This window comes from Arhodomonas sp. KWT2 (assembly GCF_041949875.1).
GTDB classification, from domain to species: domain Bacteria; phylum Pseudomonadota; class Gammaproteobacteria; order Nitrococcales; family Nitrococcaceae; genus Arhodomonas; species Arhodomonas aquaeolei.
In genome coordinates this window covers 53,343-75,819 of the sequence record NZ_JBHFPQ010000032.1, presented here as the reverse complement: position 1 = coordinate 75,819, position 22,477 = coordinate 53,343, and the positions used below count along the sequence as shown (strand labels likewise).

At 70.8% G+C, this 22,477-nt stretch carries 25 protein-coding genes; 10 read left to right on the top strand and 15 right to left on the bottom strand.

Annotated features, from left to right (window positions below):
* Positions 1-3: 3 nt before the first annotated feature.
* The 12 genes from ACEZHJ_RS04360 to ACEZHJ_RS04305 form a co-directional block, all read right to left on the bottom strand.
* Entirely contained in the window at positions 4-1,161 is a 1,158-nt protein-coding gene (locus ACEZHJ_RS04360; protein WP_259202070.1) for an acyl-CoA dehydrogenase family protein, read from the bottom strand.
* Positions 1,158-2,771, bottom strand: a complete 1,614-nt coding sequence (locus ACEZHJ_RS04355) for a rhodanese-like domain-containing protein (RefSeq protein ID WP_375036268.1) — start codon at positions 2,769-2,771, stop codon at positions 1,158-1,160. The genes ACEZHJ_RS04360 and ACEZHJ_RS04355 overlap by 4 nt, the downstream gene beginning before the upstream one ends.
* Positions 2,772-2,776: 5 nt before the next feature.
* Positions 2,777-3,364 (bottom strand): cysteine dioxygenase family protein, encoded by a 588-nt coding sequence (locus tag ACEZHJ_RS04350; RefSeq protein ID WP_163141856.1) that lies wholly within the window; start codon positions 3,362-3,364, stop codon positions 2,777-2,779.
* An 11-nt stretch (positions 3,365-3,375) separates the two neighbouring features.
* Positions 3,376-5,169 carry a succinate dehydrogenase flavoprotein subunit gene (sdhA, locus tag ACEZHJ_RS04345; protein WP_163141853.1) on the bottom strand — a complete coding sequence of 598 codons (1,794 nt, stop codon included), beginning with the start codon at positions 5,167-5,169 and terminating at the stop codon, positions 3,376-3,378.
* Between the two features lie 225 nt (positions 5,170-5,394).
* The gene (locus ACEZHJ_RS04340; protein ID WP_375036267.1) at positions 5,395-6,138 is read right to left on the bottom strand and encodes a glucose 1-dehydrogenase; all 744 of its coding nucleotides are present in this window, start codon (positions 6,136-6,138) and stop codon (positions 5,395-5,397) included.
* 184 nt (positions 6,139-6,322) lie between these two features.
* Entirely contained in the window at positions 6,323-7,798 is a 1,476-nt protein-coding gene (locus ACEZHJ_RS04335) for an aldehyde dehydrogenase family protein (protein ID WP_018719122.1), read from the bottom strand.
* Complete coding sequence (locus ACEZHJ_RS04330) at positions 7,795-8,499, bottom strand: ABC transporter ATP-binding protein (RefSeq protein WP_018719121.1); 705 nt, start codon at positions 8,497-8,499, stop codon at positions 7,795-7,797. Before ACEZHJ_RS04330 ends, ACEZHJ_RS04335 begins: the two co-directional genes overlap by 4 nt.
* A gap of 2 nt (positions 8,500-8,501) precedes the next feature.
* Positions 8,502-9,245, bottom strand: coding sequence for an ABC transporter ATP-binding protein (locus ACEZHJ_RS04325; RefSeq protein ID WP_018719120.1), 744 nt, complete (start codon positions 9,243-9,245; stop codon positions 8,502-8,504).
* Positions 9,242-10,198 (bottom strand): branched-chain amino acid ABC transporter permease, encoded by a 957-nt coding sequence (locus tag ACEZHJ_RS04320; RefSeq protein WP_018719119.1) that lies wholly within the window; start codon positions 10,196-10,198, stop codon positions 9,242-9,244. The genes ACEZHJ_RS04325 and ACEZHJ_RS04320 overlap by 4 nt, the downstream gene beginning before the upstream one ends.
* A 1-nt stretch (position 10,199) precedes the next feature.
* Entirely contained in the window at positions 10,200-11,105 is a 906-nt protein-coding gene (locus ACEZHJ_RS04315; protein ID WP_018719118.1) for a branched-chain amino acid ABC transporter permease, read from the bottom strand.
* Between the two features lie 71 nt (positions 11,106-11,176).
* Positions 11,177-12,496 (bottom strand): ABC transporter substrate-binding protein, encoded by a 1,320-nt coding sequence (locus ACEZHJ_RS04310; protein WP_375036266.1) that lies wholly within the window; start codon positions 12,494-12,496, stop codon positions 11,177-11,179.
* A gap of 111 nt (positions 12,497-12,607) precedes the next feature.
* Positions 12,608-13,555: a LysR substrate-binding domain-containing protein gene (locus ACEZHJ_RS04305; protein ID WP_375036265.1), complete on the bottom strand. Its 948-nt coding sequence runs from the start codon at positions 13,553-13,555 to the stop codon at positions 12,608-12,610.
* A gap of 217 nt (positions 13,556-13,772) precedes the next feature.
* Between ACEZHJ_RS04305 and ACEZHJ_RS04300 the strand changes: the two genes are divergently transcribed.
* The 6 genes from ACEZHJ_RS04300 to ACEZHJ_RS04275 all read left to right on the top strand — a co-directional run bounded on the left by ACEZHJ_RS04300 (position 13,773) and on the right by ACEZHJ_RS04275 (position 17,977).
* Positions 13,773-14,822 carry a cyclase family protein gene (locus ACEZHJ_RS04300; RefSeq protein ID WP_163140714.1) on the top strand — a complete coding sequence of 350 codons (1,050 nt, stop codon included), beginning with the start codon at positions 13,773-13,775 and terminating at the stop codon, positions 14,820-14,822.
* A 114-nt stretch (positions 14,823-14,936) separates the two neighbouring features.
* Positions 14,937-15,356: a GNAT family N-acetyltransferase gene (locus ACEZHJ_RS04295; protein ID WP_018719114.1), complete on the top strand. Its 420-nt coding sequence runs from the start codon at positions 14,937-14,939 to the stop codon at positions 15,354-15,356.
* A 64-nt stretch (positions 15,357-15,420) separates the two neighbouring features.
* A complete protein-coding gene (locus ACEZHJ_RS04290) occupies positions 15,421-15,858 on the top strand; it encodes an antitoxin Xre/MbcA/ParS toxin-binding domain-containing protein (protein ID WP_018719113.1) in 438 nt (145 codons plus the stop codon).
* Positions 15,855-16,337 carry an RES family NAD+ phosphorylase gene (locus tag ACEZHJ_RS04285; RefSeq protein ID WP_018719112.1) on the top strand — a complete coding sequence of 161 codons (483 nt, stop codon included), beginning with the start codon at positions 15,855-15,857 and terminating at the stop codon, positions 16,335-16,337. The genes ACEZHJ_RS04290 and ACEZHJ_RS04285 overlap by 4 nt, the downstream gene beginning before the upstream one ends.
* 40 nt (positions 16,338-16,377) lie before the next feature.
* Positions 16,378-16,815: a nucleoside deaminase gene (locus ACEZHJ_RS04280; RefSeq protein WP_018719111.1), complete on the top strand. Its 438-nt coding sequence runs from the start codon at positions 16,378-16,380 to the stop codon at positions 16,813-16,815.
* A gap of 133 nt (positions 16,816-16,948) precedes the next feature.
* Positions 16,949-17,977: an aldo/keto reductase gene (locus ACEZHJ_RS04275; protein ID WP_163140712.1), complete on the top strand. Its 1,029-nt coding sequence runs from the start codon at positions 16,949-16,951 to the stop codon at positions 17,975-17,977.
* Positions 17,978-18,014: 37 nt separating this feature from the next.
* On the opposite strand, the gene ACEZHJ_RS04270 is transcribed toward ACEZHJ_RS04275, so the two are convergent.
* Positions 18,015-18,911, bottom strand: a complete 897-nt coding sequence (locus ACEZHJ_RS04270) for a DMT family transporter (protein ID WP_018719109.1) — start codon at positions 18,909-18,911, stop codon at positions 18,015-18,017.
* A 99-nt stretch (positions 18,912-19,010) separates the two neighbouring features.
* Between ACEZHJ_RS04270 and ACEZHJ_RS04265 the strand changes: the two genes are divergently transcribed.
* Positions 19,011-19,880 (top strand): LysR family transcriptional regulator, encoded by an 870-nt coding sequence (locus ACEZHJ_RS04265; RefSeq protein WP_163140710.1) that lies wholly within the window; start codon positions 19,011-19,013, stop codon positions 19,878-19,880.
* A gap of 23 nt (positions 19,881-19,903) precedes the next feature.
* Here ACEZHJ_RS04265 and ACEZHJ_RS04260 read toward each other — a convergent pair whose 3' ends face one another.
* The gene (locus ACEZHJ_RS04260) at positions 19,904-20,539 is read right to left on the bottom strand and encodes a LysE family translocator (RefSeq protein WP_163140708.1); all 636 of its coding nucleotides are present in this window, start codon (positions 20,537-20,539) and stop codon (positions 19,904-19,906) included.
* A gap of 180 nt (positions 20,540-20,719) precedes the next feature.
* Between ACEZHJ_RS04260 and ACEZHJ_RS04255 the strand changes: the two genes are divergently transcribed.
* The 3 genes from ACEZHJ_RS04255 to ACEZHJ_RS04245 all read left to right on the top strand — a co-directional run bounded on the left by ACEZHJ_RS04255 (position 20,720) and on the right by ACEZHJ_RS04245 (position 21,809).
* Positions 20,720-20,878: a YqaE/Pmp3 family membrane protein gene (locus tag ACEZHJ_RS04255; RefSeq protein WP_018719106.1), complete on the top strand. Its 159-nt coding sequence runs from the start codon at positions 20,720-20,722 to the stop codon at positions 20,876-20,878.
* Positions 20,875-21,243 carry a DUF4112 domain-containing protein gene (locus tag ACEZHJ_RS04250; protein ID WP_375036264.1) on the top strand — a complete coding sequence of 123 codons (369 nt, stop codon included), beginning with the start codon at positions 20,875-20,877 and terminating at the stop codon, positions 21,241-21,243. The genes ACEZHJ_RS04255 and ACEZHJ_RS04250 overlap by 4 nt, the downstream gene beginning before the upstream one ends.
* 65 nt (positions 21,244-21,308) lie before the next feature.
* Positions 21,309-21,809, top strand: coding sequence for a cupin domain-containing protein (locus tag ACEZHJ_RS04245; protein WP_163140704.1), 501 nt, complete (start codon positions 21,309-21,311; stop codon positions 21,807-21,809).
* On the opposite strand, the gene ACEZHJ_RS04240 is transcribed toward ACEZHJ_RS04245, so the two are convergent.
* Positions 21,796-22,416 (bottom strand): methyltransferase domain-containing protein, encoded by a 621-nt coding sequence (locus ACEZHJ_RS04240; RefSeq protein WP_375036263.1) that lies wholly within the window; start codon positions 22,414-22,416, stop codon positions 21,796-21,798. The genes ACEZHJ_RS04245 and ACEZHJ_RS04240 overlap by 14 nt on opposite strands.
* Positions 22,417-22,477: the final 61 nt, after the last annotated feature.

The following is a 22,477-nucleotide window of genomic DNA, read 5'->3' as shown; positions in this document are numbered from 1 at the left end:
CCTTCAGAACGACCGCGGCATCCCCAGAACGTGTTCCGAGAGATACGCGAGGATGAGATTGGTGGAGACGGGCGCGACCTGGTAGAGCCGGGTCTCGCGGAGCTTGCGCTCGATGTCGAACTCGCGCGCGAAACCGAAGCCGCCGTGGGTCTGCAGGCAGGTGTCGCCGGCCCGCCAGGAGCAGTCCGCGGCGAGCAGCTTGGCCATGTTGGCCTCGGCGCCGCAGGACTCGCCCGCGTCGAACCGCCCGGCGGCCTCGTGGACCATGAGCTCGGCGGCCCGCATGTCCGCGTACGCCCGGGCGATGGGGAACTGCACGCCCTGGTTGCGCCCGATGGGCGCCCCGAAGACCTCGCGCTCGCTGGCGTAGGCGCTGGCGTGCTCGATGAAGAAGCGCGCATCGCCGATGCACTCGAAAGCGATCAGGATGCGCTCGGCGTTCATGCCGTCGAGGATGTAGCGGAAACCGCGCCCCTCCTCGCCGATCAGCGCGTCGGCGGGCACCGAGAGGTCGTCGAAGAACAGCTCCGTGGTGTGGTGGTTCATCATCGTCTCGATGGGCTGGACGGTGAGGCCGTTGCCCGCCGCCTCGCGCAGATCGACGAGGAAGACGCTCAGCCCCTCGGTCTTGCGCGAGACCTGGTCCCGGGGCGTGGTGCGCGCGAGCAGCAGCATCAGGTCGGAGTGCTCGACGCGGCTGATCCACACCTTCTGGCCGTTGATCACGTAGCGATCGCCACGGCGCTCGGCGAACGTCCGGATCGCGGTGGTCTCGGTGCCGGCACCGGGCTCGGTCACACCGAAGGCCTGCAGGCGGAGCTCGCCGGAGGCGACGCCCGGCAGGTACGCCGACTTCTGCGCCTCCGAGCCGTGGCGCAGCAGCGTGCCCATGGTGTACATCTGCGCATGACAGGCCCCGGGATGACCGCCGGAGCGCGCGATCTCCTCGAGGATCACGCCCGCCGCCGTGAGCCCGAGCCCGGCGCCGCCGTATGCCTCCGGGATCAGCGCCCCGAGGAAACCGTCCTCGGTGAGCCGCCGCACGAACGCGTCGGGATAGCCCCGGGTGGCGTCGAGCTCGCGCCAGTAGCTGCCCGGGAAGTCCCCGCACAGACGGGCAACGGCGTCGCGTATCTCGCGGATGGTGTCGGGCTCGTTCATCGATCCTCCCCTGAATGAGCGCCCGTGCCGGGCGCCGGGCCCAGCCGTGCGAATGCCTGCCGCTCGGCGGCGTCGAGGCGCGGCACCAGGCCCTGCTCCCACTCCAGGTAGCGGCGCGCGGCATCGAGGTTGCCGTCGTGGCGGTCGTGTACGAAGAACAGCCGGTCGATGCAGGCCCGGTCCGGCGGATCGTCCGGCGTCTCCACCACCGGCCCGCCGGCGGCGGCCCAGGCGTCCAGGCCGCCGTCGATCAGCGCGACGCCGTCGATACCGTGATCGGCGAGGTCGCCCGCCACCAGGGCGGCACGATCCGGGTCGTCGGCGAGCAGGCGCACGCCGCTGCGTTCCCGCGCCAGCACGGGGATGAACTCGCCGAGGCGGGAGCGGGTCAGCCAGCGCGCCCCCGGCGGGTGGCCGTGGCGGTGGGCGGCACTGCCGCGCAGGTCGAGGACCGGCGGCCCATCGCCGCCCGCATCCTCGGCGACCGCCGCCACCGCCTCGCAGCGGGCGAGCGCCGGCAGCGGGGCCGGCACCGGTGCGTCCGGCAGCAACGCCGTCTCCGCCACCGGCAGCACCCGCGCGTCCAGCCCCATCAGGCGCAGCCAGTAGGCGCACAACGGCGCGCGCACGCCATCGTCGTCCGCCAGCACGACCCGGGCGGTAGGCACGGCGATCCAGGCCTCGGTGGCCTGGATGAGCTCCACGCCAGGGGCGCGTACCGTGCCGGGCAACGGGGCGGCCGCGGGGTCGCCGGGCTGGCGCACGTCCAGGCAGTAGACCGGCTCCCCGGCGGCCCGCCAGGCGGTGACGTCGCCGGCGGTGACCGCGCTCACACCAGCATCGGCGGCGAGCGCGCGGATGCGTGCGCGCAGCCCCGGCGACGGCGTGGCGGGCGCGTCCGTGGCGACGATGTCCTCCGCCCCGTGGGCGCGGGTCCGGCCGGCGAGCTCCCAGCCCATGGTGCCGTTGCGCAGGGCATAGACCGGGTTGGGCACGCCGAGCTCGATCAGCGTCTGCGCGCCGATGATGCCGCGGGTACGCCCGGCGCAGTTGATCACGATGGGGGTATCGGGGTCCGTGACCAGCGATTCCAGGCGCACGGGCAGCTCGACGTTGGGACAGCAGCGCGCCCCGGGGATGCTCATGCGCCGGTATTCCGCTGGCGGCCGCGCGTCGAAGAGGTGGAAGCGTTCGCCGTCGCCGATACGGGCCGCAAGCTCCGCGGCGTCGATCATTGGCGTGTGCCGGCGCATCTCCACCAGCTCGCCGAAGGCCTTGCTCGGAACGTGGACGCCGGCGAACTCGCCGTAGCCGGCGCGGCGCCAGGCGCGCAGCCCCCCCTCCAGCCCGAACACCCGCCGATAGCCGAGCGCCCGCGCCCGGCGCACCGCAAGCCGGGCCGTGGTGCCGCCCTCGTCGGCGATCACCAGCGGCACACCGGAGTCGGGGACGAGCCGGGGCAGGTCGAGCTCGAAGCGGCTGTAGGGCAGCGGCACCGCCCAGAAGGGGTGGCGCAGGCCGAACTCGCCGGGCTCGCGGACGTCCAGCAACGCCAGCGTCTCGCGGGCGTCGAGCCGGACCTTGAGCTCGCGGGGACTGAGGGTGTCCATGCGCATCACCGCCGGGTCTGCACGCCGATGTCCATGGGCGCGCAGGTACCGGCCTCCGGATCGAAGCGCGTCCGCCCGGTGAGCGTCTCCAGCGCACGGCCGTAGAGATGGAGGTGACGGATGACCCCGCCCGGCGGGATCCGGACCGAGTGGATGTCGTCGGCGAGCAGCGCCACGCCCTTGCCCGGGGCGACCTCGACCTCCTCGCACACGGCCAGCCGGGCACGGCCCTCGACCGAACCGTCGTCGAGACGGCGGTAGAGGGTGTTGTGCTCCACGCCCTCCACGGCGGCCACGCACGCCCAGGTGGTGTGGTCGTGGGGCGGGATGCGCTTGCCCGGGTACATGACGTTGAGATAGAGGGCGTAGCGGCGGTCCGGGTCCTCGCTAAGCAGGTAGCGCGCCTGGCGCTCGTCGGCGGACGGCGCAGGGAAATCCGCCTCGCCCCAGAGGACACGCTCGCGGGCCAGCTCGATGAGGGCGTCCAGGGCCCGGCCAAGCGGCTCGCGCTCGCGTACCTCGCCGGGCAGCAGCGCCCGCACCCGTGCCAGGGTCTCGTTCACCCGCGCCTCGCGTTTCGCCTGCGTGTCCATTGCCTTGCTCCTCAGTACACCCGGGCCACCGGCTCGACGCTGGCGAACTCCGGCGTGCCGGTCTGCAGCCGCACGGGGCGCTCGCCCAGGCGCACGGCGCCGTTCGCGTCCAGCCAGGCGAGGCTGTGACGCATCCACTCGGTGTCATTCCGATCAGGGAAGTCCTCGCGGGCGTGGGCGCCGCGGCTCTCGGTGCGGTGGTGGGCGGCGTGCACGGTGGCCGCGGCGCAGCCGAGCAGATTCTCCAGCTCCAGGGTCTCGATCAGGTCCGTGTTCCAGATGCGCCCGCGGTCGGTGACCGAGACGTCGGCAAAGCCCGCCACCAGGGCGTCGATCCGGCGGCAGCCCTCCTCCAGGGTCCCGCCGGTGCGGAACACCGCCGCGTAGTCCTGCATGTCCCGCTGCAGGCCGTCGCGCAGGCGGGCGGTAGGGGTCTCGCCGGCAGCGGTACGCAGCCGCTCCAGGCGCTCGATCGCCGGCGCCGATGCCGACGCCGGCAGGGCCCCGCGGTCCGGCCCCTCGCCGCGCAGCACCTCGGCGGCGCGCAGCGCGGCGGCCCGGCCGAAGACGATGAGGTCGAGCAACGAGTTCGAGCCCAGGCGATTGGCACCGTGCACGGACACGCAGGCGGCCTCGCCGATGGCCATGAGCCCGGGCACCACGGCCTCCGGGTCGCCGCCGCGGGGCGCGACGACCTCGCCGTGACGGTTGGTGGGGATGCCGCCCATGTTGTAGTGGACGGTGGGCAGCACCGGGATGGGTTCGCGGGTGACGTCGATCCCGGCGAAGATGCGCGCCGTCTCCACGATACCCGGCAGGCGCTCGTTGATGACCGCCGGGCCCAGGTGGGCGAGGTGGAGGTGGATGTGATCACCGCGCTCGCCGACGCCCCGGCCCTCGCGCATCTCCACGGTCATCGCGCGGCTGACCACGTCGCGGGAGGCGAGGTCCCTGGCGTTGGGGGCGTAGCGCTCCATGAAGCGCTCGCCGTCGGAGTTCGTGAGGTAGCCGCCCTCGCCGCGCACGCCCTCGGTGATCAGGCACCCGGAGCCGTAGATGCCGGTGGGGTGGAACTGCACGAACTCCATGTCCTGCAGCGGCAGGCCGGCGCGCAGGGCCATGCCGGCGCCGTCGCCGGTGCAGGTGTGCGCGGAGGTGCACGAGAAGTACGCGCGCCCGTACCCCCCGGTGGCGAGCACGGTGATACGCGCGCGGAAGCGGTGGATGCGTCCGGTGGCTAGCTCCAGGGCGACGACCCCGCGACAGGCGCCGTCGGCGTCCATGATCAGGTCGATGGCGAAGAACTCGATGTAGAACTCCGCCTGATGCTTGAGCGACTGCTGATAGAGGGTGTGCAGGATGGCGTGGCCGGTGCGGTCCGCGGCGGCGCAGGCGCGGTTGGCGCGGCCCTCGCCGAAACGCGTGCTGTGCCCGCCCAGGGGCCGCTGGTAGACGCGGCCGTCACCGGTGCGCGAGAACGGCACGCCGAAGTGCTCGAGCTCGGTGATCGCCGCCGGGGCGGCCTCGCACATGGCGGCGATGGCGTCCTGGTCGCCCAGCCAGTCGGAGCCCTTGATGGTGTCGTAGGCGTGCCAGCGCCAGTCGTCCTCGTCCATGTTGCCCAGCGCCGCGGCGATGCCGCCCTGGGCGGCCACGGTGTGGCTGCGGGTCGGGAAGACCTTGGTCACGCAGGCGGTGTCGAGCCCCTGGGCGGCCATGCCCAGGGTGGCCCGTAGGCCGGCGCCTCCGGCGCCGACGACCACCACGTCGTGGCTGTGCTCGATGATCGGCTCGGCAGCGGACATCGGCTTGTCGTCACTCCATTCCGTTGACGGCCCGGCTCACCGGTCGGGCGCGATGCAGCACGGGGGCAGTCCGCTGTCGGGAGCCCTTCCACACCCCGGGCCGCGATGACCGGGGGAGGGGCAGTGCGGCGGCGGACCGACCGCGGCCAGGGGTGACCGCAGCCGGACGTACTGGGACGTGTCCCCAACGTGTCCGCCGACGCATTGCCCCTCCCCCACGAAGGCTCACACGCAGCGCGCCCCGTCCACCTCCAGCGCCACGCCGCTGATGAACTCGGCCTCGTCGCTGGCGAGGTAGAGCGCGGCGTTGGCGACGTCGGCGGGGCGGGACATGCGCCCGAGGGGGATGGTGGCGAGGAACTTCCTGCGGTTCTCCGGGGTGTCCGGCACGCCCATGAAGCGCTCCAGCATTCCGGTCTCGCCGATCACGGGGCAGATGGCGTTGACCCGGATGTTCTCCGGGCCGAGCTCCACGGCCATGGACTTGCTGGTGACGATGGCCGCGCCCTTGCTGCCGTTGTACCAGGTCAGTCCGGGCCGCGGCCGGACCCCGGCGGTGGAGGCGACGTTGATGATGTTGCCGCCGCCACGCTTGCGGAAGTGCGGCACGGCCTCCAGCGCGGCCAGGTAGATGGACTTCACGTTGACCGAGTAGCAGCGGTCGAAGTCGTCCTCGGTGACGTCCATCATCGGCTGGTTAACGTGGGTGAAGCCGGCGTTGTTGACGATGGTGTCGAAGCCGCCGAAACGCTCGACGGCGGTGTCGATCATCGCCTTCACGTCGGCCCGGTTGGCGACGTCGGCGCGCACGCCGACGGCACTGTCGCCGATCTCGGCGGCGACGGCCTTCGCGCCCTCCTCGTTGAGGTCGGCGACCACCACCTTTGCGCCCTCCCGGGCGAACACCCGGGCGATCTCCGCGCCGAAGCCCGACGCCGCGCCCGTGACCACCGCGATCCTGTCCTTCATCCTCATGGGACTCTCCTCCTCACTATCCTTCATTCATATGTGACCGGGGTTTGGGCCGCGCGGGGTGAGAGGATCCCGCCGGGACACGCTGTGAATACCTCCCTGTACGCTCGACTGCGGCCATCCATGGCCGCAGACGGTCCCGGCGGGACCCTCCCACCCGCGCGCTCCGATTGCCGTCGCATCAGCCATGGTTGAGCACGACGGTCTTGACCACCGAGAACTCGCGCAGCGCCTCGAAGCCCTTCTCGCGCCCGTGGCCGCTCTTCTTCATGCCACCGAAGGGCAACTCGATGCCGCCGCCGGCGCCGTAGCCGTTGACGAAGACCTGCCCCGCGCGCACCCGCCGCGCCATGCGCATCTGGCGGGCTCCGTCGCGGGTCCAGATGCCCGCGACCAGGCCGTAGTCGGTGCCGTTGGCCAGGGCGACGGCGTCCGCCTCGTCGCGGAAGGGAATGGCGCAGAGCACCGGCCCGAACACCTCCTCACGGGCGATGGTGTGCTCCCGCGGCACCGGCCCGAGCAGCGTCGGCGCGACGTAGTAACCCTGCTCCGGCGTGCCTTCGGCGATGCGCCCGCGGGCGATCACCGGCACGCCGTCCGCCTCCGCGTCGGCGAGCATGCGCTGCACCCGCTGCTGCTGGGCGCGACTGACCAGCGGCCCACAGTTCGCGTCCGCGTCGTGGCTGGCGGTGACCAGCTCGCCGAAGGCGGCGGTCAGGCGCTCGATGAAGGCGTCGAAAACGCTCTCCTGCACCAGCACCCGGCTGCCGGCGGAGCAGGTCTGGCCGGCGTTCTGGACGATGGCCTTCTGCACCACCGGCAGCACGGCGTCGAAGTCGGCGTCGTCGAAGACGATCTGCGGCGACTTGCCGCCGAGCTCCAGCACGCAGCCGACGTGATTGCGCGCCGCCGCCTGCTGGACCAGCGTCCCCACCTCCGGGGAGCCGGTGAAGGCGAGGAAGTCGATATCCGGGTGGGAGGCCAGCGGCGCGCCGGCCTCCTCGCCGAGGCCGGTGACCACGTTGATGGCCCCCGGCGGGAAGCCCGCCTCGATGGCGAGGTCGGCGATGCGCAGCGGCAGCAGGCAGGCCTCCTCGGCGGGCTTGAGCACGGTGGCGTTGCCCATCGCCAGCGAGGGCGCGAGCGAGCGCCCGAACATCTGCGCCGGGTAGTTCCACGGAATGATGTGACCGGTCACGCCAAAGGGCTCGCGCAGGGCCATCACCGTGTAGCCGTCGAGGAACGGGATGGTCTCGCCGTGGACCTTGTCCGCCGCCGAACCGTAGTACTCGAAGTAGCGCGCCGCGGCGACCATGTCCGCGCGGCCCTGGCTCAGCGGCTTGCCGGTGTCCCGGCTCTCGAGCTGGGCGAGCTCCTCGGCGTTGGCCTGGATCAGCTCGCCGACGCGCATCAGCAGCCGGCCGCGCTCGATGGCGGTGAGCCGGCCCCACTCGCCCTCCTCGAAGGCGTGACGGGCGGCGGCGACGGCCTCGTCCACCTCGGCGGCACCGCCGCGGGCGATCTGCGCGAACGCACCGTCGTCCGAGGGCGCGTGCACGGCGACCGCGCCACCACCGGCGGCGGCGCGCCACTGGTTGTCGATCAGGATCGTGACCGCTTCGCCGTCCGGCGAGATGTCGAGCTTCGTGCGGGTCATGAAATCTCCTCCTGTGTGGCGGCGTCCGCGTGGCTGCGCTCCAGGCTGCCCTCGCTCACCTCGCCGCGCTCTATGACGAGTGTCCGGTCGGCGAACTGCCGCAACAGCGCCGGGTTCGATTCGGTGATCACCAGGGTGATGTCTCGGTCACGCTCGCGCAGGGTGCGCAGCGCCTCCGCGTAACGGTTGGCCAGTGCCGGGGCGAGGCCCTGGAAGGGCTCGTCGAGGAGCACGACCCGGGTGCCGATCATCAGCGCCCGGCCGAGGGCGACCATCTTGCCCTGGCCGCCGCTGACCGTGCCGCCGGGGCGCTCGGCCATGTCCCGGAGCTCCGGGAGGATCTCGTAGACCCCGTCCAGCCGGCGCCGGATCTCCTCCGGTGCCACCCGCGCGGCGCGGGCCGGCAGCAGGATGTTCTCGCGCACGTTGAACGCGGAGAACAGCCGCCGGTCCTCGGGGGCGTAGCCGATCCCCAGACCAGGCCGGGCGTGGGCGGGGATGTCGTCGATGCAGCGATCGCCGAGATACAGCGAGCCGCTGTCCGGGGCGATGAAGCCCATGACCGTGCGCAGGGTCGTGGTCTTGCCCGCGCCGTTGCGCCCGATCAGCGCCACGGTCGCCCCGGGCTCGAGGGTGAAGTCCACGTCGCGCAGGACGGGCACCCCCTGGATACGCGCATTGATGCCTTCAAATCGCAGCATGGCTACAACCCAATCACGTCGCGTTGCACGCCGGCGTCGGCGAGCACCTCGGCGGGCGTCCCCTCGATACGGATGCGCCCGGCGTCCCAGACCGCCACCCGCTCGGCGTAGCGCTCCACCATCTCCATGTCGTGCTCGACGAACACCGCCGTGACCTGCTGGTGGGCGAGCACCCGCAGCAGGGTGTCCATCACCTGGAACTTCTCCTGGGAGCTCACCCCGCTGGTGGGCTCGTCCATCAGCAGCACCCGCGGCTTGAGCGCCAGCGCCAGGGCGATGTCGATGAGCTTGCGCTGGCCCTCCGGCAGCGCGGTGACCACCTGGGCGGCGACGTCCGCCACGCCCATGAGCTCGAGCAGCTCCATCATCTCGTCGCGGGCTGTGGACGCGGACAGCGGCCGCCACAGCGAGCGCACCCGGTCCCGGGCGGCGGCTCCGATGAGCATGTTCTCGATCACCGTGTGCTCGAGGAACAGCTGCGGGATCTGGAACGCCCGGGCGATGCCGCGCCGGGTGATCCAGCGCGGGCTGCGCCCGGTGATCTCGGTGCCGTCGAAGCGCACCGTCCCGGACTTGGGCCGCAGGTAGCCGGTGCAGATATTGAGGAACGTGGTCTTGCCCGCCCCGTTGGGGCCGATGATCGCGAGATGGTCCGACTCGTGGACCGACAGGTCCACGCCGTCGGCGGCCTTCACCCCGCCGAACTCGATGTGCAGGTCACGGGCCTCGATGAGTGCCTGGCTCATGATGCCTCCCTCCCCGCCGGCGCGAACCGGCCGGATATCCGGTGCCACAGGCCGACGAGCCCCTCGGAGGCGAACAGCACGATCACCAGCAGGACCACGCCCAGCAGCAGCTGCCACATGTCCGCGGCGAGCACGGCGAGGTACATGCGCACGCCCTCGTAGACCAGCGCCCCGGCGAACGCGCCCAGCACGTGGCCGGCCCCGCCGAGGATGGCGATGAACACGAACTCCCCGGAGCGCACCCAGTAGGCATACTCCGGCGTCACCAGGCCCTGCATGACCGCCGCCAGGGTACCGCCCACGCCGGCGAGCATCGCCGAGATCACGTAGGCCACCAGCAGCGTGCCCCGCGCCGAGATGCCCAGGTACTCCAGGCGGGTCTCGTTGGTCTTGATCGCCGCCAGGGCCCGGCCCGGTGCCGAGTTGAGGTAGCGGTGCACCAGCCAGCCGAGCACCGCCGCCGTCGCCAGGGCGACGTAGAACAGCGTGTACTCGAAGGGCAGCCGCTCCAGGCCGATGCCGAGCACGCTCGGACGCGAGAGGATCAGCCCGTCGCTGCCGCCGGTGTAGTGGTAGAACTTCTCCAGCACGGCGTAGAAAACCATGGAGAACGCCAGGTTGAGCATGCCGAAGAAGATGTAGCGGTAGCGCACCACGAACAGCCCGACCAGCAGGCCCAGCACGCCGCTGCCGAGGGCGCCGATCACCAGCAGGGTGAGCAGCTCGCCGCCACCGAGCAGCCGCGCGGCGAAGGCCGCCACGTAGGCGCTGGCCGCGAAGAACAGGGCGTGCCCGAAGGAGACCTGGCCGGCACGCAGCAGCACCACGATGCCGAGCACCGCGAGCCCTTTGGCGATCGCCAGCACCAGGAAGGTCTTGCTCCAGGGCGCGAACAGGGGCATGAGCGCGATCAGCGCCACCACCCCGAGCAACAGAAACCGGCCGCCGCGCATGTCAGATCTTCCTCGTCTGGACCGTGCCGAACAGCCCGTTGGGACGGACCAGCAGCACGAGCATCATGATGAAGTAGGGCATCAGCACGTCGAGCTCGGGCATCAGGTAGATCGCGAACGAGCGCCCCAGGCCGATCAGCACCGCGGTGACCGCGGCCCCCTCGACCTGCCCCAGGCCCGCGGTGACCACCACCGCGAAGGAGAGCACGATCATGTCCGCGCCCATACCGAGCTGCACCGCCGTGGTCGGCGCCGCGAAAGCGCCGCCCAGGGCGGCCAGCACGGTGCCGATGGTGAAGGTCAGCAGGAACACCCGGTTGGCGTTCACCCCCATGGCCGTCGCCGCCTCGCGGTCCTCGGCGGTGGCGGTGATGAGGTGGCCGAGCAGGGTGTGATGCAGGAACCACCGCAGCCCTACCAGCGTGAGCACGGCCACACCGGGCAGCAGCAGCACCTGGTAGGCGTTGTAGGGGATGCCGAGCACGTTGATGGTGCCCATCGCGTCGACCAGGCTGCTCGCCGCGTAGGGCTGCACGCCGAAGACCAGGCGCTGGACGTCCTCGAGGATCATGAAGATGGCGAAGGTGACCAGCAGCTGCAGCACCTCCTCCTTGACGTAGATGTAGCGCAGCACGAAGCGCTCGATGACCAGCCCGAGCACGCCGCCGGCCATCGCCGCGCCGATGACCAGCGCCGGCAGGTGCAGCCAGGGGCTGAGCCCGGCGGAGGCGATCGCCAGGCCGATGCCCGCCGACAGGTACGCGCCGATGGCGTAGAAGCCGCCGTGGGCGATGTTGAGGATGCGCATCACGCCGAAGATCAGCGTCATCCCGACCGCCACCATGAAGACCTGCGAGGCATACGCCAGGCCGTCGAGCACGGCGAGCGTGAAGATGATGAGGTCCACGGTTCCCCTCCCGCTTCAGGCCGCGGGGCGCCGGAGCGCCCCGCGATCAGGCCGTCGTCGATCCGCCGGGCTTAGTGGCAGCCCGGATAGGTGGTGACGTCGGTGTCCAGGAGGTCCGCCGACAGGCCCTTGAGCCACTCGGTGGAATCCTCGCCGGCCGGGGTCGTGATCGCCTCGGCAGGGAAGACCGTGATGTCGCAGAGCTCGGCGATGTCCTTGCCCTCCACCTGCTTGGCAGTGCCGAGCATCTGGTCCTCCAGGCCCTGGTGATCCGCCGGGCGGATGGTGATCTCGCTGGTCGCACCGCGGAAGCTCAGACCCTCGAAGGCGTCGGCCAGGGTCTCGGTGTCCGGCCACTCGCCGTCGTTGGCCTCGATGGCGCGGTCGTAGGCGGCCTGAAGCGCGTCGAACGCCTGGACCATGTGGAAGGCGGAGTAGATCGGCACGTTGCCGGTCTTCTGGCGGAAGCTGCTCACGAACTCGTTGAACTTCTCGTCGTCGGCATAGCCGGGATGGGCATAGTAGTGGTCGCCACGGGCACCGACGATCGCCCCGGTGGGCATGTCCTCACCCAGGCGCTCCAGCGAGCTCTCGGCGAGGGGCAGCACCAGCGTCGAGCGCTCGTCGAGCCCGCGCTGCTTGGCCTGGCGCACGAAGTTGTCGAGATCGCCACCCCAGGAGGTGGAGAGCACCACGTCCGGGCGCATCGCCAGCAGCCGCGTGATCTCGGTGGAGAAGTCCGGGGTCCCGAACTTGGGGAAGAACTCGGCAACCACCTCGACGTCCGGCTTCAGGGTCTGCAGGGCGGTACGGAAGATCTTCCAGGAGTCACGGCCCCAGGCGTAGTCCTGGTTGACCACGGCGATGGTCTCGAAGTCGGGGTGGGTCTTCAGCAGGTACAGCACCGAGGCCAGCATCTCGGGGGTCGCGTTCGCCTGCGTGCGGAAAACGTAGTTGTAGTCACCCTCCTCGAACACCCGCTGGGTGCCGCAGTCCCACATCAGGTTGACGACTTCGAGGTCCTCGGCGAGCGGCGCCACCTTCAGGCAGTTGCCGCTGGAGATCGAGGCGAACATGACGTCGTAGCCCTCGCTCTGCACGAGCCGGCGGTACTCGGAGAGCAGGTGCTCACTGCCCGCCCCCTCGTCGATGAAGCTCAGGTTGAGCGGCACGCCGTGGATCCCGCCGTTGTCGTTGATCCGCTCGGCCATGATCTCGGCGGCGGCACGGGCGGGCTCACCGAACACGGAGGCCGGCCCCGAGAGGAATGCGGAAATGCCGATGTCGATCTGCTCGGGCTTGTCGGCGGCGCCGGCCGTGCCGATGCCGAGCGCGCAGACGCCGGCGAGGAATGCGCGCCCCAGCGGGCGCAGCGGATTGCTCGTACCCATCTCTCTCTCCTCCAGCGATGTTGTTCGTTCTGGTCGCTCCCCGTGGGGCGGCGACTCCGGACAAGCATGGCCGAGGAGAGGAATATCTCAATTATATATTTTTGATCCCGGCTATCGTTTTACCGCATACCCCTGGGTATCGCAGAGCTCACCGCGCCAGCGCCCGTCCTCCACCAGCCCGCGGGCGCAGTGGGTGAGCAGCTCCGCCACCGCGCGGGCGGCATGGGAGATCGGGCGGTCCGAGGGCTCGGCGACGTAGACCGTGCGATCGATAGCAGGATTGACGATGCGCCGCGCCACCAGCTCACCGCGGGAGAGCTCCTCGTAGACCGCGGAGTGCGAGAGCACCGCCTGTCCGAGCCCGCGGCGCACCAGCGCCTTGATCTGGGTGAGGGCGTCGATCTCGGTGCGGATCCACAGCCGCACGCCGTTGTCCCGGGCAGCCTTCTCCACCAGCTCGCGCAGACCGTGGCGACGGGCGGGCAGGATCAGCTCGAAGCGCTCGAGCTCCTGCATGTCCACCGTCCCGTCGTCACGGCCGGCCCCGGGGAGGCTGACCAGGTAGAGGTCCTCGGTGAGCAGCTGCCGGGCGGAAATACCCGGGGAGCGCTGCACGCCGTAGAGCATGGCGAGATCGAGCTGGCCGGCGCGCAGCCAGTCGAGGATATAGCCACTCATGCTCTCGACCACCCGCAGGGAGACATTGGGCAGCTCATGATGGGCCATCTCCACCAGCGGCACGCCGAGCACCAGGCTCACCGAGTTGGGCAGGCCCAGGCGCACGCTCCCGTGGGGGTCGACGCTGCCCGCACGCAGCGCCTCCCGCGCCTGCTCCAGCTGCGAGAGGATGCTGCGGGCATAGCCGAGCAGCTCCAGGCCCGCCTCCGTCGGCGATACGCCACGGGCGGAGCGGGTGAGCAGGGTCACGCCCAGCTCCTCCTCCAGGTTGCGCACGTGCTGGCTGAGTGACGGCTGGGCGACGTACAGCGACATCGCGGCCCGCTTGATGGAGCCGCTCTCCACGATCGCCACGAAATAACGCAGCTGCCTCAGGTCCATCGGTCCCTCTCCTCACAGCGGTGTTGCCCGGCCCCTCGCCCGGGCGACGCCGATAACCTATCCCGCCTATAGGAATTTTGTATCAATATCAGCGAGCACAATAGAAATCCTGAATTATGCTCCAGCACAGGTGCCGCGGATACCCCGACGGAACCGGCACCCCGTCCGCCGTAACGGCGGGCAGTACAACAACTATCGACTCTACAGGAGAGAAACCATGTCCAGTCACGGCATTACCATCGCCGCGCGTCCCCTGGCGCTCGCGGCCGCCGCAGTGCTTGGCCTGGCGGCCACGGCCCCCGCGTTCGCCGAGACCCCGATGGAGCGCCTGCAGGCGGACGCCCCGAAATCCTGGGGCCAGTGGGGCGACGACGACCAGGTCGGTGCGCTCAACTACCTCGGCGCCGAGCAGGTGAAGAACGGCGCGGCCGCCGTCTCCGGCGGCGAGATCTTCTCGCTGCAGATCCCGATGAGCCACAACTTCGGCCCGGTCTTCCCCGGGCGCATCCCGATGATGCACTACATGGCCCAGGACGAGAGCACCTTCGCCGCGGGCAAGAAGGACCCGCTGCCGGGCGGCGTGAAGTTCTCCGACGACGTCGCCTTCATGTACCTGCAGGGCACCACCCACGTCGACGCCCTGGGCCACGCCTGGTACGGCGAGCGGATCTACGGCGGCGTCTCCGCCGAGACCACCGTGGACGGCCACAGCCACGCGGACGTCGCCGCTATCGGCAAACGCGGCGTGGTGGGCCGGGCGGTGCTGCTCGACGTCGGCCGCCACATGGGCGGCGACGACACCCGCCTGGACAACGACGAGTGCATCACCCTGGCGGACCTGAAGGCCACGGCCGAGGCCCAGGGCACCACCATCGGCAAGCGGGACATCGTCATCGTGCGCACCGGCTCCATGGCCCGCTATTTCGACGAGAAGACCAACAGCGAGTGGGACGCCATGTCGGAGCCGGGCCTGTGCTATAGCCACGAGATGGTGCAGTGGTTCGCCGACATGGAGACCCCGATGATCGCCGCGGACAACCTGGGCGTGGAGAAGGTGGTGCAGGAGATCGACGGCGACACCGTCGTGATCCCGCTCCACGGGGCGCTGATCCGCGACCTCGGTGTCGTCCTCTCCGAGATCTACTGGCTGGAAGGACTCGCCGACGACAGCGCCGAGGACGGGCAGTACACCTTCATGTTCGCCGCGGCACCGCTGCAGGTCGAGGGCGGCACCGGTGCACCGGTGAACCCCATCGCCATCAAGTAGGAGCGAGGGCGGCGGTGCCGAGGCATCGCCGCCCTGCTGGCGGCCCGGGGATCACCGGCCATAAACTCGGGGCGGACCGGCACACCGCCGGCGGACACCAGACAGGAACCCCGGATGCCCGACGTGGAATACCGCACCGACACCCCGGTCACCACTGCCCAGTTCACCGCGCTGCTCAACGCCTCCTCCCTGGGCGAACGACGGCCGGTGGACGACCCGGACTGCATCGCCGGCATGCTCGACAACGCCGACCTCACCGTCTCCGCCTGGGCCGGCGGACGACTCGTGGGCGTCGCCCGCTCGGTGACCGACTTCCATTACGCCTGCTACCTCTCGGACCTCGCGGTCGACCGTGCCTGGCAGGGTCGTGGCATCGGCCGCCGGCTCCTGGCGCTTACCCGCGACGGGCTTGGTCCGCGCTGCCGGGTGTTCCTGATCGCGGCCCCCGGCGCCGACAGCTACTACGAGCATATCGGGCTGACCCGCCAGCCCCGCTGCTGGGTGCTCACCAGGGACGATGCCCTGTCGTCGTGACCCCGCCCCTTGGAAAAGGTACCAAGTGAGCCTATATTCGGGATCACATGAACGGAGGTACGCCATGTCCGCCCACACCGAGGTCCAGCAGCTGGGCGAACTGCTCGGCCTGCCCGATCCCGCCGGCCTGTCCCACCTGAGCCTGTCCGAGGAGCTCGTTCACGGGCTGTCGGTATCGGCGCTGGACCGTCTCGCGCAGGAGATCGCCCCCGGGGACAAGGCGTTCCCGGAGATGATCGTCTCCCGCGCCACCCTCAAGCGGCGCCGGCGGGAAAAACGTCCACTGAGCGCCTACGAGAGCGAAAAGCTCGCACGCACGGCGGGCGTATGGCGCATGGCGCTGGACGTCTACCGCGACGAGGACCACGCCCGGCGCTTCCTCCACCAGCCCCACCCGCTGCTGGAGGGCCGGACGCCGCTGGCACTGGCCGTGGAGAGCAGCGTCGGCGCCGAGGCGGTTGAGCACATCCTCGGGCGGCTCAAGTACGGCTCCGCGGCGTGAGCGTCCAGCGCCTGGACCGGACGCTGAGCGCCTACCGCATCGGCGATCCGGACGGCGACTACCCCATCTACGACGCCACCGGCTCGCGGCGCTACCCCGGGCGCTGGAACACCGCCACCACCCCCGTGATCTACGCCTGCGAGCACTACTCCACCGCCATGCTGGAGAAGCTCGTGCATGCCGGCGGGCTAATGCCCCCGAACCAGCACTTCATCGAGATCACCCTGCCCCACGGGCTGAGCTACGAGATGGTCACCAAGGACGCGCTGCCTGGCTGGGACACCCCCGAGCCCTCCGTGTCCGCCGGGTTCGGTGCGCGCTGGGCCGCCGAGCGCCGCTCCGCGGTCCTGCTGGTGCCCTCGTTCGTCGCCCGGGTGGAGCACAACGTGGTCATCAACCCGGATCACGAGGAGTTCGAACGCATCGGCCACGGCCTGCCGACCCCGGTATGGTGGGACGACCGGCTGTTCGCCGAGTGAGACCGGCCCGCCGCCGGGGCGGCCGACCAGGAGACAGACCATGGACGCATTCATGCAGGCCGCACTGGACGAGGCCCGTCAGGGCTACCGCGAGGGCGGCATCCCCATCGGCTCCGTGCTCGTGCGCGACGGCCGCATCATCGGCCGCGGCCACAACCGCCGGGTCCAGGACGGCAGCGCGATCCGCCACGCCGAGATGGACGCACTGGAGAACGCCGGCCGCCTGCCCGCATCGGCCTACCGCGCCAGCACCCTCTACACCACGCTGTCGCCGTGCCCCATGTGCACCGGCGCCATCCTGCTCTACGGCATCCCCCGGGTGATCATCGGTGAGAACCGGACCTTCACCGGCGAAGAGGCACTGCTGCGCTCACGGGGTGTCACCGTGGAGGTTCTGCAGGAGACGGCGTGCATCGAGCTCATGAGCGCGTTCATCCGCGAGCGCCCCGAGCTCTGGAACGAGGACATCGGCGTGTGAGGCGCGGCCACCTCGACCCGGCGTGACACGGACACGCTTGAATCACGGCCGGGTGGCATCCATCCCTTTCCGGTGAATCCCTCTCGGCCCGTGCCACCGCCACGGGCCCGGGCCCCACGCCAACGGAGGCAGCATGGAATACCGCCAGCTCGGCCGCACCGGCCTCAAGGTCTCGCCGCTCAGCCTGGGGACGATGACCTTCGGCTCCAACTTCATCAACATCGCCGAGGTCGGCCAGGACGGCGCCGACCGCATGGTCGCCCGGGCCTGGGAGGCCGGCATCAACCTGTTCGACACCGCCGACGTCTACTCCTTCGGCGAGTCCGAGGAGATCCTCGGGCGGTCGCTGCGCAACGTCGGCATCGACCGCGACCAGGCCGTGATCGCCACCAAGGTCCGCGGCCCGATGAGCCCCGCCGCGGCCGAAGGCCGGGGCGACCCGAACAACGTCGGACTCTCGCGCAAGCACATCATGGCCGCCTGCGAGGCGAGCCTGCGGCGCCTTGGCACCGACCATATCGACCTCTACCAGGTCCACGGCTGGGACGTACGCACCGATGTCGAGGAGGTCCTGCGCGCCCTCGACGACCTGGTCCGCCAGGGCAAGGTGCTCTACACCGGCTGCTCCAACTGGCCGGCCCGCCACCTGGCCCGGGCGCTGACCCTGGCGGAGGCCCACGGCATGGAGCGCTTCGTCTCCCTGCAGGCGTACTACGCCCTGGTCGGGCGCGAGCTGGAGCACGAGCTGCTGCCGCTGTGCCGGGAGCAGGGCCTCGGGGTGCTGCCGTGGTCGCCCCTGGCCGGGGGCGTGCTCAGCGGCAAGTTCCGCCGGGACAACACCGCCCCGGAGGACGCGCGGCGCAGCGGCTTCGACTTCCCGCCCATCGACCGCGAACGCGTCTGGGATGCGATCGACACGCTGGAGGCCGTCGCCGGCGAGACCGGCAGCACCATCCCCCGCGTCGCCCTCGCCTGGCTGCTGGCACAGCCCGGGGTAAGCAGCGTGATCGTCGGCGCCAAGCGCATGGAGCAGCTCGAGGACAACCTCGAGGCCGCCGAGCTCACCCTCAGCGACGAGCAGATCCGGCGGCTGGACGAGGTCACCCGGCCGGACCCCATCTACCCGGAGTGGATGGTCGAGCGCCAGAACGCCAGCCGCTAGCGTCCGCGAAGCCGGTCACCGGGACCCGGACGGCGTCTCAGGCACGCCGCCGGGTCGCCAGTGACACGCCTGCGCTGGCGACCGCGATGCCCAGCCATCCGGCGGGCGTCACGGCCTCGCCCAGCACGACCCGGGCGATCACGGCAGCCATCGGCGGCACGAAGAAGAACAGTGACGCCACCCGGGCGACCTGTCCCGCCCGGGTCATGGCGAGCAACAGGGTGACCGCGACGAGGGAGTTCCCGATCACGAGATACCCGAGCGCGGCGGCGAACGGCACCGTCCATTCCAGGTGGCCTTCCCCGAGGAAGACCAGGGGGAGACACAGCGCCGCACCGAGGGCGTACTGGATCAGGTTCACGCTGACGGGGTGATGCCCCACGCCGAAGCGTCTCTCGTAGAGCATGGCGGCGACGATCCCCGCCAGCGCCCCCACGGCCAGTGCGACACCGGCAGGGGTCAGGCTCGTGCGGCCGCCACCGGCGAGAATCACCGTCATCGCGCCGGCGAGGCCCAGTACCAGCCCGCACCACTGTCCGGCACGCACACGCTCGCCGACCACCACCGGGGCGAACACCGCCACCAGTATCGGCTGGAGCGAGACGATCAGGGCGACCACGGTGGCGGAGGCCCCGCTATACAGCGACAGGTAGGTCAGCCCGAAGTACACCACCTGCACCAGCACACCCACGACCGCCACGTCGCGCCACTGCTGTGCCCCCCGGGGCAGCGCCGGGCGCAGGATTGCGAACAGCACCGCCATCGCCCCAGCGGCGCAGAGGTAACGCAGCTCCAGCAGCACGAACGGCGACGACGCGTGCAGCGCGACCTTGGCCACGGGGAAACCCGCGGACCAGAGCAGGACGAACACGCAGGGTGCCAGCGCCATCAGCCGCCGGGGATGGGCCGGGACGGCCCCGCTTGTCTCGGCCATGGGTAACGGCCTCCCGATCACTTGCCATAAGGGTCACGGGATTGAAGCACGGGGGATAACGCGCAAAAATTCACCAAATTTGCGTATTATTGTGCAGATATGCACAAATTCGACTGGCAGGATCTCCAGCATTTCCTGGCCCTCGCACACGGCGGCTCGCTCTCGGGCGCTGCCAGGGCGCTGGGCGTTGACCACGCGACGGTCAGCCGCCGCATAGCGGCGCTGGAGGCAGCACTGGACGTCAAGCTCGTCCACCGCCTGCCGCGCAGCGTGCGTCTGACACGGGAGGGCGAGGCCCTGCTCGACCGGGCCGCACTCGCCGAACGCGGCATGGTCCAGCTCGGACACTACCTCGACGCCCGCGCCGGCGCGGCGACTACGGAGGTCCGCGTCAGCGCCTCGCCGGCGGTCGCGACCCGGCTGGTGGCGCCATCCCTGCCGGCGTTTCACCGCGACCATCCGGAGATCACGCTGACGCTGGCTGTCACCCCGGAGATCGCACAGCCGGACCGGGGCGAGGCCGAATTGGCGATCCGGCTCGTCGAGCCCACGGAGGGCGAACTGCTCGCCCGGCGGGCCGGCAGCATGGCATTCGGACTCTACGGCCCCCCGGGCTACGCCGCACGCCCCGGCGCAGAGTGGTCCTTCATCGGCTACGACGACACCTACGAGCACGTCACCCAGCAGCAGTGGCTGCGTTCGGTCGTCGGCAACCGGCCGGTCGTCTTCCGCTCCAGCGATCTGCTCGCGCAGCAGGAGGCAGCGGCGGCCGGCCTCGGCGCGGTATCGCTGCCCCGCTTCATCGGCGACGCGGACGACCGCCTGGTACGGCTGCCCCAGCAGCAGCCGCACCCGTCGGCCCCCATCTGGCTCGTCACCTACCCGGACCTGTTCCGCGCACCGCCCGTGGCCGCGGTCATGACGTTCCTCGCCGGTATCGTCGCCGAGCACTGCCCCCGGGAAGACTGAGGGCCTGGACGGACGACGACGGCTCAGGCGCTCCGCCGTCCGGTCACCAGCCGCACCGCCAGCGCCCCCAGCACGAACCCCATGACGTAGCGCTGCACGGACAGCCATAGCGGCCGGCGCCGCAACCTGGCGGCGAGCGTCGACGCGGACAGCACGATCGCCAGGTTCACCGGCAGGCTGACGGCGATCTGCACCAGCCCCAGGAGCACGCCCTGGGTGAACAGCGGCCCGTACGCCGGCGAGACGAACTGGGGGAACACCGAGAGGTAGAACACCGCGATCTTGGGGTTGAGGGCATTGGTCAGAAAGCCCGTCAGCAACAGCCGCCGGGGGCTTTCCTCCGGCAGCGTCCGGGCCTCGAACGGTGAGCCGGCGCCGGGGCGCACCATCCGCCAGGCGAGATAGAGCAGGTACACCGCACCCAGCCAGCGAACGAGCTCATAGGCAAGGGGCACGGCCAGGAACAGCGCGGTCAGCCCGCCCGCGGCGGCGAGCACGTGGACGAGGAAACCGGCAATCACGCCCAGCAGCGAGAACACGCCCGCGGTCCGCCCCTGACAGATCGAACGGGAAACCAGATAGACCATGTTCGGGCCCGGACTGAGGACCATCACCAGCGCGGCGGCGGCGAAGACCAGGAGCTCCCCCGGTGGGATCATGACACGCCCTCGCGGATACGGCGGTAGTCCAGCCTAACCGGAACCGCGTTCCACGGCGAACGCCGGGCCCCTCGGGGGAATCACGGTGCCCCCTTGCAGAGCGATTATCCCGCCTTCATTTAGTCAATCGGGATGACGGGGCACGGAAAGACGCTTATCAACCCTCGCAGGAGGTGCCCTGTGGACCTGATACGAATTATCTTCGCGATCCTGCTGCCGCCCCTCGGCGTGTTCCTCCAGGTCGGCCTGGGCGGACAGTTCTGGATCAACATCCTGCTCACGATCCTCGGCTACATCCCCGGCATCGTGCACGCGGTCTGGATCATCGCCCGGCGGTGAGCATCGACGCCCGGCCACGGGACGAGGCCGCCGCCCTACGCCGTCTCGAGCGCTTCGCCGTGTTCATGGATACGGCGCTGCCCGTCCCGGGCACATCGTGGCGGATCGGTGCGGACGCCCTGGTCGGGCTGCTGCCGGGGATCGGCGACGGCGTGATGGCCGTGCTGGCGCTCTACCCCGTGTTGGAGGCCCGCCGCCTCGGGGTGAGACGGCGGACACTGGCGCGCATGCTCGCCAACATCGCCGTGGACTTCGCGGTGGGCAGCATCCCGCTGGCGGGCGACGTCTTCGACGCCGGCTTCCGCGCCAACCGCCGCAACGTCGACCTGCTCCGCCGGACACTGGCGGCGTGGCGCCGCGAATGAACGCTCGGGCGCGGACACCCGGGTCCGCTATCATGGCGCGGCAGCACACGCGAACGGAGGAGACCATGGCCGCCACCGCCGAGGAGATCATCCACGCCCTGTCCCTGGAGCCCCACGTGGAAGGCGGCTACTACCGGCGGACCTACCAGGCGGATGCCCAGCCGCGGGTGCTCACACCGGGGGGCGAGCGCCACGCCATGACCTCCATCCACTACCTGCTCACCGCCGCCGCCCCGGTCGGCCACTTCCACCGCAACCGCTCGGACATCGTGCACTACTTCCACATGGGTGATCCGGTCCGCTATCACCTCATCCACCGGGACGGACGCCTGGAGCAGGTGGACCTGGGTCACGGCCTGGCCACCGGGCAGTGCCTGCAGCTCACCGTCCCCGGGGGGGTGTGGAAGGCCTCCGAGCTGCTCGCCGGCGGACACGGTTACGGGCTCATCAGCGAGGCGGTATCCCCGGGCTTCGACTTCGCGGACATGACCCTGGCCGAACGCGACACCCTCGCCGCCGCCCACCCGGAGCACGCGGCGCTGATCCACCGGCTTACCCGGGAGTAACGACCGTGGCAGCCGCGCAACGCGGCCCCCGGCAGTGATAGACCCCGCCCGGCGGCAGGTTACGCCAGACCGGCTCGAACGCCACCGTGCGGAAGAACCGACGGTAGAGACCGTAGTACACCCACGGCATCACCGTGATCTGGCTCACCCAGGGACCACCCCGCTCGGCCAGAACGGCGAACACCCGCTCGCGCAGCGCCGGCGGCAGGCTCGGCGTCGGCAGCCCGCTGAGAACGCCGTCGAGCCGGGATATGCCCCGTTCGTGCAGCAGCGCCTCCAGGTCGGCGACGTCGGCGACCACCACTTCCGCCCGGGGGGCGGCCTGGGCGGCGAGTGCAGCGAAGTCCGGATCGCGTTCCACGGCGATGAGACGGCTGTCCGGGTGCATGCGCGCCGCGGCGGCACGGGTGATGCTGCCGGTACCCGCACCGAGCTCGAGCAGCCACTGTGGCCGCCCCGGGTCCACCCCCCGGCAGGTCGCCGCGGCCAGGTGCCGGCTGGACGGCGCGAACGACGCCACCCGCCGGCCCTGCTGGAGATACTTGCGCAGGTACAGCCGCCGCTCTCCCCTGCGCCCCTCCACCACGCGTGCATGCATCCGCGTCATCGTGCCTCCACTGGTACCCACCCCGACACGGGGCCTGTCGGCGCAGGCTAGCGGCGGGGCA

What these genes read in the sequence shown, in the direction of transcription:
- ACEZHJ_RS04360 (WP_259202070.1), bottom strand. Translation starts at nt 1,161, where the DNA reads ATGAACGAGCCCGACACCATCCGCGAGATACGCGACGCCGTTGCCCGT.
- ACEZHJ_RS04355 (WP_375036268.1), bottom strand. Translation starts at nt 2,771, where the DNA reads ATGGACACCCTCAGTCCCCGCGAGCTCAAGGTCCGGCTCGACGCCCGC.
- ACEZHJ_RS04350 (WP_163141856.1), bottom strand. Translation starts at nt 3,364, where the DNA reads ATGGACACGCAGGCGAAACGCGAGGCGCGGGTGAACGAGACCCTGGCA.
- sdhA (WP_163141853.1), bottom strand. Translation starts at nt 5,169, where the DNA reads ATGTCCGCTGCCGAGCCGATCATCGAGCACAGCCACGACGTGGTGGTC.
- ACEZHJ_RS04340 (WP_375036267.1), bottom strand. Translation starts at nt 6,138, where the DNA reads ATGAAGGACAGGATCGCGGTGGTCACGGGCGCGGCGTCGGGCTTCGGC.
- ACEZHJ_RS04335 (WP_018719122.1), bottom strand. Translation starts at nt 7,798, where the DNA reads ATGACCCGCACGAAGCTCGACATCTCGCCGGACGGCGAAGCGGTCACG.
- ACEZHJ_RS04330 (WP_018719121.1), bottom strand. Translation starts at nt 8,499, where the DNA reads ATGCTGCGATTTGAAGGCATCAATGCGCGTATCCAGGGGGTGCCCGTC.
- ACEZHJ_RS04325 (WP_018719120.1), bottom strand. Translation starts at nt 9,245, where the DNA reads ATGAGCCAGGCACTCATCGAGGCCCGTGACCTGCACATCGAGTTCGGC.
- ACEZHJ_RS04320 (WP_018719119.1), bottom strand. Translation starts at nt 10,198, where the DNA reads ATGCGCGGCGGCCGGTTTCTGTTGCTCGGGGTGGTGGCGCTGATCGCG.
- ACEZHJ_RS04310 (WP_375036266.1), bottom strand. Translation starts at nt 12,496, where the DNA reads ATGGGTACGAGCAATCCGCTGCGCCCGCTGGGGCGCGCATTCCTCGCC.
- ACEZHJ_RS04305 (WP_375036265.1), bottom strand. Translation starts at nt 13,555, where the DNA reads ATGGACCTGAGGCAGCTGCGTTATTTCGTGGCGATCGTGGAGAGCGGC.
- ACEZHJ_RS04300 (WP_163140714.1), top strand. Translation starts at nt 13,773, where the DNA reads ATGTCCAGTCACGGCATTACCATCGCCGCGCGTCCCCTGGCGCTCGCG.
- ACEZHJ_RS04295 (WP_018719114.1), top strand. Translation starts at nt 14,937, where the DNA reads ATGCCCGACGTGGAATACCGCACCGACACCCCGGTCACCACTGCCCAG.
- ACEZHJ_RS04290 (WP_018719113.1), top strand. Translation starts at nt 15,421, where the DNA reads ATGTCCGCCCACACCGAGGTCCAGCAGCTGGGCGAACTGCTCGGCCTG.
- ACEZHJ_RS04280 (WP_018719111.1), top strand. Translation starts at nt 16,378, where the DNA reads ATGGACGCATTCATGCAGGCCGCACTGGACGAGGCCCGTCAGGGCTAC.
- ACEZHJ_RS04275 (WP_163140712.1), top strand. Translation starts at nt 16,949, where the DNA reads ATGGAATACCGCCAGCTCGGCCGCACCGGCCTCAAGGTCTCGCCGCTC.
- ACEZHJ_RS04270 (WP_018719109.1), bottom strand. Translation starts at nt 18,911, where the DNA reads ATGGCCGAGACAAGCGGGGCCGTCCCGGCCCATCCCCGGCGGCTGATG.
- ACEZHJ_RS04265 (WP_163140710.1), top strand. Translation starts at nt 19,011, where the DNA reads ATGCACAAATTCGACTGGCAGGATCTCCAGCATTTCCTGGCCCTCGCA.
- ACEZHJ_RS04260 (WP_163140708.1), bottom strand. Translation starts at nt 20,539, where the DNA reads ATGATCCCACCGGGGGAGCTCCTGGTCTTCGCCGCCGCCGCGCTGGTG.
- ACEZHJ_RS04245 (WP_163140704.1), top strand. Translation starts at nt 21,309, where the DNA reads ATGGCCGCCACCGCCGAGGAGATCATCCACGCCCTGTCCCTGGAGCCC.
- ACEZHJ_RS04240 (WP_375036263.1), bottom strand. Translation starts at nt 22,416, where the DNA reads ATGACGCGGATGCATGCACGCGTGGTGGAGGGGCGCAGGGGAGAGCGG.